The organism is Streptomyces sp. NRRL S-495 (assembly GCF_000966955.1).
Classification (GTDB): Bacteria; Actinomycetota; Actinomycetes; order Streptomycetales; family Streptomycetaceae; genus Kitasatospora; species Kitasatospora purpeofusca.
In genome coordinates this window covers 1-15,643 of sequence record NZ_JZWY01000376.1, presented here as the reverse complement: position 1 = coordinate 15,643, position 15,643 = coordinate 1, and the positions used below count along the sequence as shown (strand labels likewise).

The window sequence follows — 15,643 nt, the reverse complement described above, 5'->3', positions numbered from 1 at the left end:
GTGCTGATCAGCACCGCCGAGGTCGGCGGCCGCCTGGCCGCCGCCTACGCCCGGCTCCGGGCGGAGGTCTGAGCCCGCGTCACCCCGGTCACCCCACCATTCCCCCCACCCAACCCCACACATGGACGGACACGACACCATGACGCTTCAGCAGCAGTCCACCTCCGAGGCCGAGTCCTACCGCCCGCTGGTCCCCGAGGCCCAGGTGAAGGAGATCACCGAGCTGCGCCGGGCCCTGGGCGAGCTGGGCGGCGAGGAGGGCGAGCAGACCGTCCCGTTCCTCGGCCTGACCCTGCGGGTCCCCGCCTCCGTGATGACCCCCTGCCCGGTCTCCCCGATGCTGGGCGGCGCGGTGTTCGCCGAGGTCAAGCCCGGTGACCGGGTCCTCGACATGGGCACCGGCAGCGGTTCGCTGGCCCTGATCGCCGCGAAGAAGGGCGCCGACGTCCTGGCGGTGGACCTCAACCCGGACGCCGTCGCCGCCGTGCGGGTCAACGCCGAGCTGAACCAGGTCGCCGACCGGGTGGAGGCGCGCGAGAGCGACGTCTTCGCCGCGGTCGAGGGCCGGTTCGACCTGATCGTCTTCAACCCGCCGTTCCAGTGGTTCGCCGCCGCCGACTACGCGGACGTCGCGGGCACCGACGCCGGCTACCGGGCGCTGACCCGCTTCTTCCGCGAGGCCCGGGACCACCTGACGGAGGACGGGCGGATGGTCCTCTTCTTCAGCACCATGGGCGACGTCGCGTACTTCGAGAAGCTGGTGGCGGACGGCGGCTTCACCCACAAGAAGGTGTTCACCACCACCCAGCCCGTCCTGGACGTGGCGGTCGACTTCACCGTGCACCGCCTCTCCTGACCCGCTTCTCTCCTGACCCGCCGGGGTCTCCCTCCCCTCGGGGAGGCCCCGGTCCCACCCCTCCGCCCTCCGCCGATCCGCCGATCCGCCGTCAGTCCTCGGTGATCCCCAGCAGCTCCAGGAAGGCCGCCGCCGCCGGGTGCGGGCTCTCCCGGCCCCAGATCACGTACTCGGCCCGGGACGGCGCGTCCGTCACCTCGATCGTGACCATCCCGGTCAGGCCCGCGACGTACCGGGGCGGCAGCAGCGCCACCCCCAGGCCCGCGGCGACCAGCCGGGCCAGGTAGTCCGCGTTGGTCACCTCGAACGCGACCTCGCGGGTGAGCCCGGCCGCGGCGAACGCCAGATCGGACTGGGCCCGCCCGGCGGTCTTCGCCGGGAGGTCGACGAACACCTCCGAGGCCAGCCGCCGCAGGTCCACCGAGCTCTCGCCGGCCAGCGGGTGGTCCGGGGAGACCACGGCGACCAGCCGTTCCCTGGCCAGCTCCCTGGCCATCACCCCCCGGGGGTGTGCGGTGACCGGGATGCCGAGGAAGGCCACCTCGATCTCGCCCTGCCGGACCTGTTCCACCAGTTCGTCGCTGGCCCCGACGCTCAGGCTGATCCGGGCCTTCGGGTGCCGCTGGTGGAACTCGCCGAGCACGGCCGGGATGTCCACCGCCGCGACGGTGGGGATCAGCCCCACCTTGAGGAGTCCGCGGACCTCCCCGACGGCGGCCGCGACCTCGGTGGCCGCGCGTTCCGCCGCGTCCAGGCACTGCCGGGCGGCGGGCAGGAAGGCCGCCCCGGCCGGGGTCAGCCGCACCCGGCGGCTGGTGCGTTCGAACAGCCGCGCGCCCAACTCCTTCTCCAGCCGCCCGATCTGGTGGCTGAGCGCGGACTGCACCACCAGACAGCGCTGGGCGGCGCGGGTGAAGCTGTTCGTCTCGGCGACCGCGATCACGTAGCGCATCTGCTGGAGCTCCATGCGTCCATCGTGATCCGCGATGCAACGGGTGACAAGCATGTGTTGGACTCATCGATGCGCGCGGCCCGACACTGAAGGCGACCGCACACGGCCGGAGCCGCCCCGGGGCGACTCCACCGGGCGGGCCCCCGACCGGGGTCCGTCCGTCCTGCCCGGACGCCGTGCCGCCGTCGACCTCTCCCCGTTCACCCGTACCTGGGCGCACCCCGCCGAGGCGTGCCCGCGCGCGCCCGTGCCGCCCGTCAGACCGAAAGGACGAGCGACCGTCATGAGCGCCGCGCCGGCCAGTCCCGAGACGATCACCGCCGACATCTGGGTCGACCCCCGCTGCCCCTGGGCCTGGATCACCTCCCGCTGGATGCTGGAGGTGGAGCAGGTCAGGCCGGTGGAGACCCGGTTCCACATCATGAGCCTGTCCGTGCTCAACGAGGGCCGCGAGGTCCCGGAGAAGTACCGCCAGGGCATGATCGACGGCTGGGCCTGCGTGCGGGTGTGCATCGCCGCCCAGGAGCAGCACGGCGCCGAGGTGCTGCGCCCGCTCTACAACGCCATGGGCCGGCTGATCCACCACGAGAAGGCCGGGCTCGGCCACGACATGATCACCGCCGCCCTCAAGGAGGCCGGGCTGCCGGTCGAGCTGGTCTCGGCCGCGGACGACGACTCCTGGGACGAGAAGCTGCGGATCCAGCACCACGAGGGCATGGACCCGGTCGGCTCCGAGGTCGGCACCCCGGTGATCCACGTGCCCGGCCCGGACGGCGAGCCGCTGGCCTTCTTCGGCCCGGTGCTCACCCCCGCCCCGCGCGGGGAGGCGGCCGGGAAGCTCTGGGACGGCGTCCTGGCGGTGACGAGCACCGACGGCTTCTTCGAGCTGAAGCGCGGTCGCGACCGCGACCCGATCTTCGACTGAGCCGTCCCCGCCGGGCCGACCCCGCGAGTGCTCGCCCCGGGTGAGCTGCCCCCGCGCGAGCCGTCCCCGCCGGGCCGACCGGACGTAATCCCACGGTGCTTCCCACCGGATGTGAGGCGAGATCGACATGACGAGCAGACGGAATCTGTCCACGGTGGCCCTGACCGGCCTGGCACCGACGGTGTGGGGCAGCACCTATCTGATCACCACCGAGCTGCTGCCCCCGGACCGGCCGCTGCTGGCGACCACCATGCGGGCGCTGCCGGGCGGCCTGTTCCTGCTGGCCCTGGGCCGGAAGCTGCCGGTCGGCGCCTGGTGGCTGCGCGCGCTGGTGCTGGGGGTGCTGAACATCGGTGCCTTCAACTTCCTGCTGTTCGTCGCGGCCTACCGGCTCCCGGGCGGCATCGCCGCCGTGATCATGTCGGCCCAGCCGATGTTCGTGGTGATCCTGGCGGCGCTGTTCCTCGGCGAACGGGTCAGAGGGGTGCACGCGCTGGCCTGCGTCCTGGGCGCCGGGGGTGTGGCGCTGCTCGTCTTCAAGGGCAAGGTGTCGCTGGACGCCGTCGGGGTCCTCGCCGCGGTCGGCGGCGCCCTGTGCATGGCCTCGGGCATCACCCTCACCAAGCGGTGGGGCCGCCCCGAGGGCGTCAGCCTGCTGACCTTCACCGGGTGGCAGCTGACGGCGGGCGGTCTGGTCCTGCTGCCGTTCTGGTTGTCGCTGGAGGACATGCCGGACGGTCTGACGGGCGACAACGTCCTCGGCTTCGCCTACCTCATCTCCCTGGGTGCGGTGCTGAGTTACATCGTCTGGTTCCGGGGGATCGGGCTGCTGCCGGCCACCGCGGTGTCCTTCCTGGCGCTGGGCAGCCCGGTCGTGGCGACGCTGCTGGGCTACCTCTTCAAGGACCAGACGCTGTCGCTGCTCCAACTCCTCGGGATCGCCGTGATCTTCCTGGCGGTCGTGCTCGGCCAGTCCCGTCCACCGCGGAAGGAGCCCGCGGCGGCGCCTCCCGAACCCCTCACGTCCGGCACCGGCGCACGCGCCCTCGAAGAGGAACGCAGCGGGTAGCGGCGGGCGCACCTCACCACGCTCACCACCTCGTCGGACCCGGCGCCGCCCGGCGCCGGGTACCGCGCCCGACCCCTTCGCCCGACCCCTTCGCCCGACCACCTCCGCCCGACCCCTTCCGCCCGACCCCTTCCGCCCGACCCCTTCCGCCCGACCCCTTCCGCCCGACCCACTCCACTTCCGGAGATATGACATGACCACGCAAGAAGAAGAACTGCCCACAGCGGCGACGCTGCGGAAGAACGGTCCGGCGGCCGACGGATGGCTCGGTGTCGCCGCCATCACCGCGAGCCTCTTTGTCTTCCTCACCACCGAACTGATGCCGATCGGCCTGCTCACCCCGCTCAGCGAGAGCCTGGACGTCTCGGTCGGCACCGCCGGCCTGATGGTCACGGCCCAGGGCGTCGCGGCCGGCCTCGGCGTGCCGTTCATCGTGGCCTGGACCCGCCAGGTCAACCGGCGCAAGCTGCTGACCACCCTGCTCGGCGTCCTGGCCGTGGGCAACCTGATCACCTCGATCGCCCCCAACTACCCGCTGATCCTGGTCACCCGCATGTTCATGGGCTTCGCCAGCGGCGTCTTCTGGGCCATCGGCGTCAGCATGGCGATGCGCATCGTCCCGGAGAAGCAGGCCAACCGGGCCGCCGCCGTCGTGATGTCCGGCATCTCGATCGCCACCGTCGTCGGCATCCCGCTCGGCACCCTGCTGGAGAGCGTCAGCTCCTGGCGCACCACCTTCCTGATCTGGGCCGGCCTCAGCGCGCTGGTGCTGCTCGCCGTCGCCGTCACCATCCCCTCGCTGCCGTCGGCGAACGCGGTCTCCGTCCGCGAGGTCTTCGGACTGCCGGTCAAGAACGTGCCGCTGCGCGTGGTCCTGGTCATGGTGGTGTTCTTCGTCCTCGGCCACTTCGGCGCGTACACCTTCGTCCGCCCGTACCTGGAGAAGAGCGCCGAGGCGAGCGTCGGCTTCATCACCGTCGTCCTGATCGTCTTCGGCATCGGCGGCGCGATCGGCAACTTCATCGGCGGCCAGAGCGTCAACAAGAGCCTGCGCGGCAGCTTCGTGGTGGGCGGGCTGCTGCTGATCGGCGCCCTGGTGATGCTGCTGACCATCGGCACCAACGACTTCGGCGTGATCGTCGCCATGGTGCTGTGGGGCCTCGCCTTCGGTGTCGTCCAGCTCAGCCAGATCAACATGACGCTCGCGGCCGCGCCGGAGACCTTCGAGGCCGCGATGTCGCTCAACACCATGGCCTACAACACCTGCATCGCCCTGGGCGCCCTGATCGGCGGCCTGTTCGCCGACCACACGGGCGTCAAGAGCGTCGTCTGGTTCGGCATCGTCCTGGTCGGCCTCGCCGTGGCCCTGCGCGCCGCAACCGGCCGCCGCGCCGTCCCGGCGGCGGGCTGACCCCTCGAACCACCGGAGCCCGGTACGGACGCCGCGCCACCCCCGTCGCGACGTCCGTACCGCCCCCTCCGGTGCGGTGGGCGCGTGCCCCGGCGACGGCCGGCGGCACGCGCCCACACTTCTCTTCTGCGGGGCGCGGCCTTCTGGGCCGCGCCCCGCTTCTTCTGTTCCCGCCCCCACCCCTGACTCCCCGCCAGCCCCCCCTGACCCCCTGCCCGGGTGGTGCGCACACCCTGGGATGATGGCCCGATGGAGCACACCACTCGACAGAACGTCGGTTCGGGCTCGCCGCTGGAGCCGGAGATCGGCTTCTCGCGGGCCGTGCGCAAGGGCGCGTACGTCGCCGTCGCCGGGACGGCGCCGATCGGGGACGACGGGGCGACCGTCGGGCCGGGCGATGTGTACGCGCAGACGGTGCGCTGCCTGGACATCGCCGGGACGGCGCTGCGGGCGGCGGGCGCCGAGCTCACGGACGTGGTGCGGACCAGGATCATGCTCACCGACGTCACCCGCTGGCGCGAGGCGGCCCGCGCGCACGGCGAGCGTTTCGCCGAGGTGCGCCCGGCCTGCACCTTCGTGGAGGTGTCGCGGTTCATCGACCCGGCCTGGCTGGTCGAGGTCGAGGTCGACGCGGTCCTCGATGCGGTCCTCGATGGCGCGGTCCTCGACGGCGCGGTCCTCGACGGCGCGGAGTAGGAAGTCGGCCGGGCCGACTTCCAGTGCGGGCGCAGGAGAGAGCGGGGGCTGATGAAGCGGTGGTGGCACAGGGCGGCGGTGGCGGCCGCGGCCGTGACGGTGGTCGCCGGGGCGGTGGCCGGGTGCGGCGACCCGGAGCCGCCGGCCGAGCGGCTGATCGCCGTGCGCCTGGACGCCGGTCGGCTGGTCGTGCGGACGGGCATGTGCCACGACGAGCGGCTGCACGTGGTGCGGGTGAAGGTGTTCCCGGGCTCGGAGAAGCTGGAGGTCCACCCGCGCGAGGGCCGCTCCGTCACCGAGACCGTGGACCTCGGTGCCCTCCCGCCCGGCTGGACCACCTCCGGGAAGTCCCCGGGCCCGGTGGTCGCGGACCGGCGCTACACCGTGGAGGTCGTCCGCGACCGCGCCCTCACCGTGACCGTGCCCGGCGACGTGCTGCTGGGCCTGCCCGCCGGCAAGTGGGCGGCGGGCGGCTGGGACTGGGACTACAAGCTGCTGAACGCCAAGGACTTCGAGAAGCGCCGCAAGTCCTCCTGCCCGGACGGCTCCTGACCGTCCCCGTCGGCCGCCGGGAACGGTCAGGAGAGTGGGTCAGGGGGTCATGATCTGCCAGTAGACGCTGGCGTTGTTGCCGTCACCGCCGTTGCGCCCGAACCGGAAGTTCGGGTCGGACCCGAAGTTGTCGTACGAGTTGCTGCCCGCGTACGGGTTGTTCCAGTGCAGCTGCACACGCTTGCCGTTGAGCACGCTCACCTTGCAGTTGAACGCGTCGTAGATGACGTGGCCCTCGGTGCCGGTGAGGAAGCCGTTGCTCTCGGACTGCCAGTGCACGGCGCGCCCGTCGGGGATGACGGCCTCCGGGGCCAGACCGTCCGACCAGACCCCGTGGTCCAGCCAGGAGTTCTGCAGCCGGAGCTCACAGCTGCTCCAGTTGACGAGCGAGACCTGCGTGCTGCGCGCCGCGGTCTGGATCGAGGACTGGCCCTCGACGGTGGCCGCGCCGGCCGGGGCCGCGGTGGCGAGCATCGCGGCGAGGCCGGCGGCGGCCAGGGCCGCCCTGGCGAGGGTCCTTCGCTGTGCCATGGGATCTTCCCTTCGCTCTCGGGACCGCTTCCGTACGGTCCTTCTGGGGAAGAGCCTCCGCGACGCGCGTTGACAGGTCGTTGACAAACGATCGACCGCCCGGTCAGCTGCTCGCCGCCCCCGCCCGGTCAGGGCTTCAGCCGGTAGTGGTAGCTGTGCGAGACCTCGAACCCGATCCGCTCGTACAGCCGCCGCGCCGTCACGTTCTCGGCCGTCACCTGGAGGTAGAGCGTCTCCGCGCCCCGGGCCTGCGCCCAACGCGCGCCGACGTGCAGGATCGCCCCGGCGATGCCCTGCCGCCGGTGTGCGGGGTCGGTGGCCATGCAGAACACCCCGGCGCAGCCGGGCGCCGCCACCACGAGCCCGATGCCGACGAGCCGGCCGTCGCGCTCGACACCGAGATGGGCCGTCGGTCCGGTGATGCGGCGGAACAGCCGTTCGGCCTCCGCCCGGCCGCTCCCGGACGGTTCCAGTGCCGCGTAGGCGTCGAGCCAAGCCCGGGTGGGGTGTTCGGCGAGCGTGACGTCCAGCGGCGTTGCGGGCCGCGCGGCGTCGGCGACGGCGGCGGCCGGTGCGGTGCAGACCAGGACCCCTCCGTCCTTCCGGTAGCCGCGCGCGTCGAGGCCGGCGTCCAGAGCGGTGTGCTCCTCGGCGGGGGAGACCTGAACGGCGACCGGCAGCCCGTGCGCGGCGTAGTACCCCTCCACCCGTTCGATCCCGCTCAGCAGGGCGTCGCCCCGCCCCACCGGCAGCGCGGAGTTGGAGCGCCGGCGCGGGACCCCGGGGGTGTGCCGCAGCAGCCAGCCGTCCTCCTCCCGCACCTCCTCGGCGGGCCAGGCCCGGGCCGCGTGGCGTTCGATCAGCCGAGTGTCGATCAAGGTCTTCTCCCGTCCCCGTCCGGGCGCGCTGCCCGGTCCATGCGGCAGGATGCCCCGAAAGGATCTTTGAGGTCCACCACGTAATGCTTCACAGACCTGTAAGGGCGGCTTGATGTTGGATCCGGCGCGGCTCCTCCTGCTGCGCGAACTCGCGGACCGGGGCACGATGACGGCGGCCGCCGCCGCCCTCGGCCGCACCTCCTCGGCGGTCTCCCAACAGCTCGCCGTACTGGAGCGCGAAGCCGGGGTGCCGCTGCTGGAGCGCGACGGCCGCCGGGTCCGGCTGACGCCCGAGGGCGTGCGCCTGGTCGCGCACGCCCGCATCGTGCTGGGCGCGCTGGAGACCGCCGAACGCGACCTGCGGGCCGCCGCCGACACCCCGCGCGGCCCGGTCGGCCTGGCCTGCTTCTCGACCTTCGCCGCCGTGCACGTGGTGCCCGCCCTGGTCGCCGCCCGCGAGCGGTTCCCCGAGCTACGGGTCTCGCTGAACGAGCTCGAACCGCCCGAGGCCCTCGCCGCGCTCCGGGCCCGCCGCTGCGACGTCGCCGTCCGCTACACCTACGATCTCGTGCCCGAACCGGCTTTTCCCGCCGACGAGTTCACCGTCCACCCGCTCGCCGCCGACCCGGTCCTGCTCGCCCTGCCGGCCGGGCCCGGGGCGGACGGCGCCGCCGTCGACCTGAGCGACCTCGCCGACACCCCGTGGATCGTCGGCTCCCGCGAGGACGGCAGCGCCGCCCTGGTCCGCGCCGCCTGCGCGCTGGCGGGCTTCGCACCCCGGATCGCCCACGCGGTGGACGACTACCACCTCGCCCTGCGGATGGTGGCGAACGGACTGGGCGTGGCCCTGCTGCCCCGCCTCGCGGCCGCAGCCCACGCCCCCGCCGCCGCCGACATCGCCCTGCGCCCACTGCTGGGCCCCCGACTCACCCGCCGCATCCACGCCCTGACCCTCCCCGCACCCGCCGCCCGCCCGGCGGTGGACGCCGTCCTCGCCCTGCTGCGGTCGCCCGTGTCGTAGCGGCCGGGGGGTACCCCCACCGCGCGCGGTCCGGCTGCCCCGACGGCCGGTCCACCGGCTGCCACCGTGGTCCGGTGGATCTTGGTCGACCAGGCTGGAACACATCGGCATTTCCGAGCAAAGGGAACCAATCGTGTTCAGCGCCAAGCTCTCCCGCACCTCCGTCCGTACCGCCGCCGTCGGTGCCCTCGCCGCTGCCGCCTGCGCCACCCTCATGGCGGGCAGCGCCGGAGCGATCGTCAACGGCGGCGACTCCACCGAGCGTTACCCCTTCATGGCGACGATCCCGGAGTCCGCCCCCGACCTCGGCCTGGTCGACGGCAACTGCGGCGCCTCGCTGATCGACCCCCAGTGGGTGCTGACGGCCGCGCACTGCATCGCCGTCGAGGGCATCGAACTGGAGGGCATCGTCCGGGTGGGCAGCGAGCACCGGAAGACCGGCGGCACCGTCCGCAAGATCGACCGCACCTTCGTCCACCCCGGCTACGTCAACGGCGAGGGCACCGCCGCCAACAAGGACGACCTCGCCCTCGTCCGTCTGGACCGCCCGGTCACCCAGCGGCCGATCAGGATCGCCGAGCCCGGCCGCCCCGGCACCGCCACCCGCCTGCTCGGCTACGGCACCACCGTGGACGGCAAGTTCGCCTTCCCCGAGCGGCTCCAGGAGCTGAACACCCGCCTGGGCGCCGCGTCCGACTGCGCCCCCGGCTTCGCGGACCGGACCAGGCTGTGCACGCTCACCACCAAGCCCAAGGCGATGGCCTGCCACGGTGACTCCGGCGGCCCGCAGGTGCAGAAGGGCCGCAACGGGCGCTGGGAGCTGATCGGCGTCACCTCCGGCCCGGGCGCCCCCGGGGTGCCCTGCTCGGAGGGCCCCGGGCTCTACACCAGTGCGGCCGCCTACAAGGGCTGGATCCAGCAGACCCTGAAGGACAACCGCACCGCGGGCTGACCGGCCTGACGGCCCCGCCACGGGCCTCGCCGCACGGGCCGCCCGCCCCAGGTGCTGCTCACCCGGCGCCGACGACCTCCAGCAGCCGCGCCACCAGCGGGTTCGGGTCGTCCCGGCGCCAGGCGACGGCCACCCGGGTGCGGGCGGTGCCCGGCTCGACCGGCCGAAAGGCGACACCCCGGAGCCGGATCCGCCGAATGCTCGCCGGTGCGAGCGAGACCCCCAGCCCGGCCCCGACCAGCGCGCACACCGTCTGCCACTCCACCGCGTGCTGCACGATCCTCGGCGCGAACCCCACAGACCCGCACACCTCCGTGATCCGGTCGTACAGCCCCGGCCCCACCGCCCGGGGGAGCAGCACGAACGGCTCCTCCGCCAACGCGCCCACCTCCACCGTCCGTTGGGCGGCCAGCGGATGCTCCGAGGGCAGCACCGCGACGAACGGCTCGGTGAGGACGGTACGGAAGCCCAGCGCCCCCTCCTCCCCGGCCGGCGGCGGCTCCCGCAGCAGCCCGATGTCGACGGCGTCCTCGCGCAGGGCGGCGAGCTGCGGGGCGGTCGTCATCTCGCGGATGTCCAGCTCGACGGCCGGGAACCGCTCCCGGAAGGTCCGCAGCAACCCCGGCAGCACGGTCAGCGCCAGCGAGGCGGAGAACCCGATCCGCAACCGCCCCGCCCGTCCGCTCCCCACCGCCCGCGCGGCGGCCAGCCCGTCCGCGAGACCGACGAGCGCCCGCTGCGCCGAGGGCAGCAGCTCCCGCCCGGCCGGGCTGAGCACGACCTGCCCGGGCCCACGGACGAAGAGCGGGTGCCCGACCTTCGCCTCCAGCCGGGCGATCTGCTGGCTCAGCGGCGGCTGGGCGATACCGAGCGATACCGAGCCGCGCGGCGGCACGGCCGAAGTGGAGCTCCTCGGCGAGCACGGTGAACGCGTGCAACTGGGGGAGGGGGAGTTCGGGGCGGTCCATATCCCCAGAGATACCAGACGATGGATTCCCGGGTATTGGACGTATCACCGCAGGCCACCTAGCGTTCGGCGCATGGCAGAGCGACGCACGGTCCTGAGCGGTTCGACCTTCGAGGAACAGATCGGCTACGCCCGCGCGGTCGTCGTCGGCGAGCACGTCCATGTGTCCGGCACGACCGGCTTCGACTACACGACGATGACGATCGCCGACGGCGTGGTGGAGCAGGCCGAGCAGTGCCTGCGCAACATCGGCGCGGCCCTCGAAGAGGCGGGCTGCACCTTCGCGGACGTCGTCCGGGTGCGCTACCTGCTGCCCGAGCGCGAGGACTTCGAGCCGTGCTGGCCGGTGCTGCGCCGCACCTTCGGGGACGTCCGGCCGGCCGCGACGATGCTGGTCGCCGGTTTGGCGGACGAGCGGATGCGGATCGAGATCGAGGTCGACGCGTACCGGGCGCGCGCGGCAGGGGAGTAGCTGCCTTGCGCGGAGTGGGAAGTCGGTCCCGCCGACTTCCCACTCCGCGCGGGCACTCGTTACGGGCGTCGGCGCACCCGCAGCACGCTGGTGAGCAGGGGGAGGGTGAACTCGCCCTCGGCGGTGGCAGGGTGGCCCGCGAGGTGGGCACGGGCGCGGGCCAGCAGGTCCGCCCGCTCCTGCTCGGGCATGACCAGCACGCCGGCCTTGGTGCCGAGGGTGGCGACCAGGGACTCGGCGGTCCGGCGGTGGCCGTGCGGGAACTCCGCCTGCTCGGGGGCGTGGAACGGACTGTCCGCGCCGCCGGTCCTGGGCAGGTGCAGCTCCGCCGTCTCGATCCGCCAGGCGGCGGGCACGTCCCGCGGGCCGATCGCGGCCGGGCCGGTGACCCGGGCGAGCCCGGCGACCCAGTCGGTGCTGTCGTCGAAGACGTTCCACAGCCCCGCGAGCACCCCGCCGGGCGCGAGGACGCGGGCGATCTCCGGCCCGGCCACCGCCATGTCGAACCAGTGCATGGCGTTGCCGGAGACGACGGCGTCCACCGACCCGTCCGGGAGCGGAATCGTTTCCGCACTGCCCTGGAACGCCCGCACCGAGGGCAGGTCACGCCGCAGCTCCGCCAGCATCGCCGCGTCGGGCTCGACGGCGGTGATGTCCAGTCCGTCCAGCTCTTCCCCCAGTGAGAGCAGGGTGCCGGTGAGCTTCCCGGTCCCCGCCCCGAGGTCGAGGACTCGTGGCCCGGGCGCCCCGGCGAGCGCCCACCGCACGGCCTCGGGCGCGTAGTCCGGCCGGTGCTCGGCGTACGCGCCCGCTGCCGTGCCGAACGACGAGCGGTGGAGCTGTCGTTCGCCGTCCGTCACTGCGTGGGTGAATGTCATCGCGGCCCCCTGTGCCATGTATCGGTCCGATGTATCGAGTCGATACATCGGACGATAGGTGGGGCCAGTGCGTCGACGCAAGATCCGCTCGACGGAGGCTGCCTGACCCCGGCTCAGACCATCCGGAAGGCGAGGGCGTTGTCGGCGGACAGCTTGAGGGTGTAGATCCACACCCACCCGTAGACCGGATCCTGGAAGCTCGTCCGGACGGCGTCCAGGAAGTAGCCCCAGCGGTCGTCCTGGAGCACCGACCAGCCGGCACTGTTGGTGTGGATCTGGAACTTCTGTCCGATCTTGTCGTTGCTGTTGATGCACCCGTTGGCGGTGACCTCGGAGTTGGGGTACCTCACCGGGTCGGAGACGGTCAGGCACTCGTAGCTGCCCCAGGCGGTGAGGTAGACGGACGGTCCCTCGCCCCGGCAGATGTTCCAGGTGTTGTGCCCTCTCCAGTCGTTGGCGAGCAGTTCGGCCTGGTAGCGGGGGAGCCGCCGGTCCGGGTCGAAGAGGTCGTTGGGGTGGGTCGAGAGATAGGTATGCCCGTAGCTCTGCGTGGGCCTCGGGAAGGTGATCCGGGGGTCCACCGGCTTGCCCCAGTCTTCGTAGGGGCTCTGGAACTGGACCGGGTACGGGTCGCACACCGTGCCGAACGGCCCCGGTACAGGACCGGCCGCCGAGGCCGGCGGGGCGGCGAACAGCAGCAGTGCGCTGGCGAAGGCGAGCACCAGCGCGGCGAGGGCGCGGAGGCGTCGGGCGGCCGTGCTCACGGGCACGACAGCGCGCGTCGGGCCAGCTCCTGGACGCTGCCGGGGGCGACCGGGCTGTCGCAGGCGATGGTGCCCTGGATCTCGACGTCGAAGGTCACATAGGACCCGGTGCCGCCGGGCATGGTGTTCACCCAGACGCCGGTGCTAGGGCCGGTCCGGGCGCACTGGTAGCGGACGAACTCGCCCTCGACCCGGTGGGTGCCCTTGAACAGCCCGTACTCACCGGGGCGGTTGAAGTTCATGGTGACCGTGCGGGACCAACTGCTGGTGCTGGCCTTGGTCTTCTGCACGGAGAAGCCGACCTTGGCCGAGACCTTGGCGAACAGGACGCTCGCCTGCGCGGTGATCTCCACCGAGGTGTTGTAGGTGGTGCTGACGGTGTCGACCTCGGAGAGCGTCTCGGTCGCGGTGCCGGTGGTGCCGGGTGCGATGGAGATGCCGGTCCAGTGGGTGAGGACGGGGGAGACCCGGACGGTGGCCACGTCCTGCCAGACCGTCTCCAGGTTCGGGTTGCAGGAGTCGGACGGCGGCCGGGGCAGCGGGTCGGCGTGCGCCGCGCCCGCGGTGAGGCCGCCGATCCCGGCGAGGGTGGCGGTCAGGGTGGCCAGTGCGCCCAGTCGGCGGCGGAGGCGGGGTCGGGGGACAGCTTCCAAGGGATTCTCCTGGTGGTCGGGATGCCGGGTCGATGGGGGTGCGTGCCCGGCTCGCGTCGCAGGATTCTTCCTCGCGTACGAAGGACAGTTCCATCCCAGGGAGTTGGGATGTCCATGATCGGCGGGTGTGTGGCAGCCCCCTCTCCGCACTTTGCAAAGTCACACTTTGCAAAGTGCGGAGGGCAAAGGTGAGGGTGAGGGCAAGGGCGAGGGCGTAGGCGGCACAGGGGCGGCGGGTGCGTGGCAGTCGCCTGTCCGCACTTTGCAAAGTCACACTTTGCAAAGTGCGGAGAGAGGGCGAGGGCAAGGGTGAAGGTGTAGGCGGCGCAGGGGCGGCGGGTGTGTGGCGGTCCCCTGTTCGGACTTTGCAAAGTCGCACTTTGCAAAGTGCGGAGAGAGAGGGCGAGGGCAAGGGCGGCGCAGGGGCTGGCCGCCTACGGTGATCGGGGGAGCGTGCGGGGCGTGTGTTCGACGGAGCTTCGGGGTGGTGGGGGCGGCGGGCATTGCCCGGGGTGGGCGCGGCCCGGTAGACGGGAGGCTCCGAGTGCCGAACCCCACTGAAGCCCGGGAGTGTTGATGAAGATCATGCGACTTTTCACCCTGCCCGCCGTCGCCCTGGCGCTGGCCCTGAGCGCCGCGCCCGCCGCCACCGCGTCCACTACGGCCGCCACGACCACGACCACCGCCACCGTGCACATCGTCAGCGCGGACGGCGGCACCACCGTGCACGCCGGTGTGGGCGACACCGTGCAGGTGGACCTCACCGCACTGCGCGACTACACGGTGACCTGGTACTGGTACGCGCCCGCTGCCGCTTCGGCCGCCGTGCTGACCCAGACGGCGGGCAGCGCCGACCCGAACGGCAACTCCCATGCCACCTTCACGGCTTCGATTGCCGGCACCAGTGACATCAACGCTATCGGCCGCTGCGTTCCGGACCCGCGCACGGTCTGCCCGCCGTTCGTGGCGCGGTGGAAGGTCACGGTGGTCGTCTCCTGACCCCACGGCCTGCACGGCGGATGCCCTCGGTTCCTCCCGGGCGGGAGGGGCCGAGGGCGCTCTGTCATCGAGGGGTGGACGGGCTGGACGTGGTGCTTGCGGGGGTGGGGTGCAGGTCGTGGTGGTGCTTCAGGACGGGGTAGATCCAGGCCACCAGGGCGAGTAGCAGCGTGATCGGCAGCACGGTGCAGGCCGCGGCGGTGACGGCGTCGGGGGAGTGGCGCTCAGGCGACGGCATCGGCCGCGAACTTCTCCTCGGGCAGGTCGAGTTCGGCCCAGACCGTTTTGGCGTTGGGCTCCCGGGCGAGGGTGCCCCAGCGGTCGGCGAGCGCGTCGACGAGCGTGAGCCCGCGCCCCGACTGCGCGTCGGTGGAACAGGCCCTCGGGTCCGGGAGCACGGGCCGCTTGTCGCCCCGGCAGTCGGACACCTCGATGCGGAGCACGGTGGTGCGCGACCGGCGCACGGAGGTGAGCGAGAGGCTCAGCTCGAACCCGCGCCCCGGTGTGCGCCCGTGGATCGAGGCGTTCGCGGCCAGCTCGGCCACGATGATCAGCGCGGAGTGAAACGACTCCGGGCAAAGGGAGTTGACCTCCCAGGAGGTCAGGTACTGTCTGGCCGTCCGGCGACCGATCGCGGCTCCCTTGGGGGTGGAAGAGAGGAGCGCGGTGTGGGCGCGCGGGGCCGGGGCGTCGAGGGGGATTTCGGACTTCATGGGGAAAATCCTGCCCCCCCGGGCTTACGCTGACGATGCATCTGGTGGGCACGGTAAGTGCCTGTATGCGTGCGGAACGTGTTCTGTCACGGCCGTCGGCCGTGACCGGGAAATGGGGAGGCCGTTATGGCTGAAGTTCAGGGTGGCGGGGACAGCGGCGATGTGCGGCCGGAGTTGGAGGAGGACCTCTCCGAGGTGTCCGACTTCCTCAAGGCGATCGGCAAGCAGATCAAACTGCTGCGCGAGCGGGCGGGGTTGACGCAGAAGGAGTTCGCCAAGCAGGTCGGGTACACCGAGAGCCTGATCGGCGCGGTGGAGCAGGGGAAGCGGACGCCGCAGCGGGAGCTGCTGGAG

General features: G+C 72.5%; 19 protein-coding genes and 1 pseudogene. 11 read left to right on the top strand and 9 right to left on the bottom strand.

Features of this window, described 5'->3' with window-relative positions; translation table 11 throughout:
- Window positions 1-139: 139 nt before the first annotated feature.
- On the top strand, window positions 140-856 hold the full coding sequence (locus tag VR45_RS19930) for a methyltransferase (protein ID WP_045941153.1): 717 nt from the start codon (window positions 140-142) through the stop codon (window positions 854-856).
- 91 nt (window positions 857-947) lie between these two features.
- On the opposite strand, the gene VR45_RS19925 is transcribed toward VR45_RS19930, so the two are convergent.
- A complete protein-coding gene (locus VR45_RS19925) occupies window positions 948-1,823 on the bottom strand; it encodes a LysR family transcriptional regulator (protein WP_030391735.1) in 876 nt (291 codons plus the stop codon).
- Window positions 1,824-2,091: 268 nt separating this feature from the next.
- On the opposite strand from VR45_RS19925, the gene VR45_RS19920 reads away from it, so the two are divergent.
- From VR45_RS19920 to VR45_RS19900, 5 genes are all read left to right on the top strand, one after another.
- The gene (locus VR45_RS19920; protein ID WP_045941152.1) at window positions 2,092-2,733 is read left to right on the top strand and encodes a DSBA oxidoreductase; all 642 of its coding nucleotides are present in this window, start codon (window positions 2,092-2,094) and stop codon (window positions 2,731-2,733) included.
- A 127-nt stretch (window positions 2,734-2,860) separates the two neighbouring features.
- Entirely contained in the window at window positions 2,861-3,802 is a 942-nt protein-coding gene (locus VR45_RS19915) for an EamA family transporter (protein WP_045941151.1), read from the top strand.
- Between the two features lie 193 nt (window positions 3,803-3,995).
- Window positions 3,996-5,213: an MFS transporter gene (locus VR45_RS19910; protein WP_078896671.1), complete on the top strand. Its 1,218-nt coding sequence runs from the start codon at window positions 3,996-3,998 to the stop codon at window positions 5,211-5,213.
- Window positions 5,214-5,462: 249 nt separating this feature from the next.
- Entirely contained in the window at window positions 5,463-5,909 is a 447-nt protein-coding gene (locus VR45_RS19905; RefSeq protein ID WP_045941150.1) for a RidA family protein, read from the top strand.
- A gap of 51 nt (window positions 5,910-5,960) precedes the next feature.
- Window positions 5,961-6,461, top strand: a complete 501-nt coding sequence (locus tag VR45_RS19900; RefSeq protein ID WP_045941149.1) for a hypothetical protein — start codon at window positions 5,961-5,963, stop codon at window positions 6,459-6,461.
- Between the two features lie 39 nt (window positions 6,462-6,500).
- On the opposite strand, the gene VR45_RS19895 is transcribed toward VR45_RS19900, so the two are convergent.
- The gene (locus tag VR45_RS19895; protein ID WP_052709219.1) at window positions 6,501-6,992 is read right to left on the bottom strand and encodes an aegerolysin family protein; all 492 of its coding nucleotides are present in this window, start codon (window positions 6,990-6,992) and stop codon (window positions 6,501-6,503) included.
- A gap of 128 nt (window positions 6,993-7,120) precedes the next feature.
- Window positions 7,121-7,870 carry a GNAT family N-acetyltransferase gene (locus VR45_RS19890; RefSeq protein WP_045941148.1) on the bottom strand — a complete coding sequence of 250 codons (750 nt, stop codon included), beginning with the start codon at window positions 7,868-7,870 and terminating at the stop codon, window positions 7,121-7,123.
- A 112-nt stretch (window positions 7,871-7,982) separates the two neighbouring features.
- Between VR45_RS19890 and VR45_RS19885 the strand changes: the two genes are divergently transcribed.
- Complete coding sequence (locus VR45_RS19885; protein WP_045941147.1) at window positions 7,983-8,891, top strand: LysR family transcriptional regulator; 909 nt, start codon at window positions 7,983-7,985, stop codon at window positions 8,889-8,891.
- A gap of 133 nt (window positions 8,892-9,024) precedes the next feature.
- Window positions 9,025-9,843 carry a serine protease gene (locus tag VR45_RS19880; RefSeq protein ID WP_045941146.1) on the top strand — a complete coding sequence of 273 codons (819 nt, stop codon included), beginning with the start codon at window positions 9,025-9,027 and terminating at the stop codon, window positions 9,841-9,843.
- Between the two features lie 58 nt (window positions 9,844-9,901).
- On the opposite strand, the pseudogene VR45_RS19875 reads toward VR45_RS19880, so the two are convergent.
- A pseudogene (locus tag VR45_RS19875) lies at window positions 9,902-10,811 on the bottom strand (LysR family transcriptional regulator).
- A 72-nt stretch (window positions 10,812-10,883) separates the two neighbouring features.
- Here VR45_RS19875 and VR45_RS19870 point away from each other — a divergent pair.
- The gene (locus VR45_RS19870) at window positions 10,884-11,282 is read left to right on the top strand and encodes a RidA family protein (RefSeq protein ID WP_045941145.1); all 399 of its coding nucleotides are present in this window, start codon (window positions 10,884-10,886) and stop codon (window positions 11,280-11,282) included.
- Window positions 11,283-11,341: 59 nt separating this feature from the next.
- On the opposite strand, the gene VR45_RS19865 is transcribed toward VR45_RS19870, so the two are convergent.
- From VR45_RS19865 to VR45_RS19855, 3 genes are all read right to left on the bottom strand, one after another.
- Window positions 11,342-12,160 (bottom strand): class I SAM-dependent methyltransferase, encoded by an 819-nt coding sequence (locus VR45_RS19865; protein WP_199925971.1) that lies wholly within the window; start codon window positions 12,158-12,160, stop codon window positions 11,342-11,344.
- A 113-nt stretch (window positions 12,161-12,273) separates the two neighbouring features.
- Window positions 12,274-12,930 carry a hypothetical protein gene (locus VR45_RS19860; RefSeq protein WP_045941143.1) on the bottom strand — a complete coding sequence of 219 codons (657 nt, stop codon included), beginning with the start codon at window positions 12,928-12,930 and terminating at the stop codon, window positions 12,274-12,276.
- On the bottom strand, window positions 12,921-13,577 hold the full coding sequence (locus tag VR45_RS19855) for a hypothetical protein (protein WP_045941142.1): 657 nt from the start codon (window positions 13,575-13,577) through the stop codon (window positions 12,921-12,923). The genes VR45_RS19860 and VR45_RS19855 overlap by 10 nt, the downstream gene beginning before the upstream one ends.
- 576 nt (window positions 13,578-14,153) lie before the next feature.
- Between VR45_RS19855 and VR45_RS19850 the strand changes: the two genes are divergently transcribed.
- The gene (locus VR45_RS19850; RefSeq protein ID WP_045941141.1) at window positions 14,154-14,576 is read left to right on the top strand and encodes a hypothetical protein; all 423 of its coding nucleotides are present in this window, start codon (window positions 14,154-14,156) and stop codon (window positions 14,574-14,576) included.
- 64 nt (window positions 14,577-14,640) lie between these two features.
- Here the strand turns inward: VR45_RS19850 and VR45_RS47055 are convergent, their stop codons facing one another.
- Both VR45_RS47055 and VR45_RS19845 read right to left on the bottom strand, forming a co-directional pair.
- Window positions 14,641-14,814, bottom strand: coding sequence for a hypothetical protein (locus VR45_RS47055; RefSeq protein WP_159394274.1), 174 nt, complete (start codon window positions 14,812-14,814; stop codon window positions 14,641-14,643).
- Complete coding sequence (locus VR45_RS19845) at window positions 14,801-15,289, bottom strand: ATP-binding protein (RefSeq protein ID WP_052709218.1); 489 nt, start codon at window positions 15,287-15,289, stop codon at window positions 14,801-14,803. The genes VR45_RS47055 and VR45_RS19845 overlap by 14 nt, the downstream gene beginning before the upstream one ends.
- A 126-nt stretch (window positions 15,290-15,415) precedes the next feature.
- Between VR45_RS19845 and VR45_RS19840 the strand changes: the two genes are divergently transcribed.
- On the top strand, window positions 15,416-15,643 hold a 228-nt coding region (locus tag VR45_RS19840), incomplete at its 3' end, for a helix-turn-helix transcriptional regulator (protein WP_045941139.1).

What these genes read in the sequence shown, in the direction of transcription:
- VR45_RS19930 (WP_045941153.1), top strand. Translation starts at nt 140, where the DNA reads ATGACGCTTCAGCAGCAGTCCACCTCCGAGGCCGAGTCCTACCGCCCG.
- VR45_RS19895 (WP_052709219.1), bottom strand. Translation starts at nt 6,992, where the DNA reads ATGGCACAGCGAAGGACCCTCGCCAGGGCGGCCCTGGCCGCCGCCGGC.
- VR45_RS19870 (WP_045941145.1), top strand. Translation starts at nt 10,884, where the DNA reads ATGGCAGAGCGACGCACGGTCCTGAGCGGTTCGACCTTCGAGGAACAG.
- VR45_RS19925 (WP_030391735.1), bottom strand. Translation starts at nt 1,823, where the DNA reads ATGGAGCTCCAGCAGATGCGCTACGTGATCGCGGTCGCCGAGACGAAC.
- VR45_RS19885 (WP_045941147.1), top strand. Translation starts at nt 7,983, where the DNA reads ATGTTGGATCCGGCGCGGCTCCTCCTGCTGCGCGAACTCGCGGACCGG.
- VR45_RS19900 (WP_045941149.1), top strand. Translation starts at nt 5,961, where the DNA reads ATGAAGCGGTGGTGGCACAGGGCGGCGGTGGCGGCCGCGGCCGTGACG.
- VR45_RS19915 (WP_045941151.1), top strand. Translation starts at nt 2,861, where the DNA reads ATGACGAGCAGACGGAATCTGTCCACGGTGGCCCTGACCGGCCTGGCA.
- VR45_RS19845 (WP_052709218.1), bottom strand. Translation starts at nt 15,289, where the DNA reads ATGAAGTCCGAAATCCCCCTCGACGCCCCGGCCCCGCGCGCCCACACC.
- VR45_RS19905 (WP_045941150.1), top strand. Translation starts at nt 5,463, where the DNA reads ATGGAGCACACCACTCGACAGAACGTCGGTTCGGGCTCGCCGCTGGAG.
- VR45_RS19865 (WP_199925971.1), bottom strand. Translation starts at nt 12,160, where the DNA reads ATGACATTCACCCACGCAGTGACGGACGGCGAACGACAGCTCCACCGC.
- VR45_RS19920 (WP_045941152.1), top strand. Translation starts at nt 2,092, where the DNA reads ATGAGCGCCGCGCCGGCCAGTCCCGAGACGATCACCGCCGACATCTGG.
- VR45_RS19910 (WP_078896671.1), top strand. Translation starts at nt 3,996, where the DNA reads ATGACCACGCAAGAAGAAGAACTGCCCACAGCGGCGACGCTGCGGAAG.
- VR45_RS47055 (WP_159394274.1), bottom strand. Translation starts at nt 14,814, where the DNA reads ATGCCGTCGCCTGAGCGCCACTCCCCCGACGCCGTCACCGCCGCGGCC.
- VR45_RS19850 (WP_045941141.1), top strand. Translation starts at nt 14,154, where the DNA reads ATGAAGATCATGCGACTTTTCACCCTGCCCGCCGTCGCCCTGGCGCTG.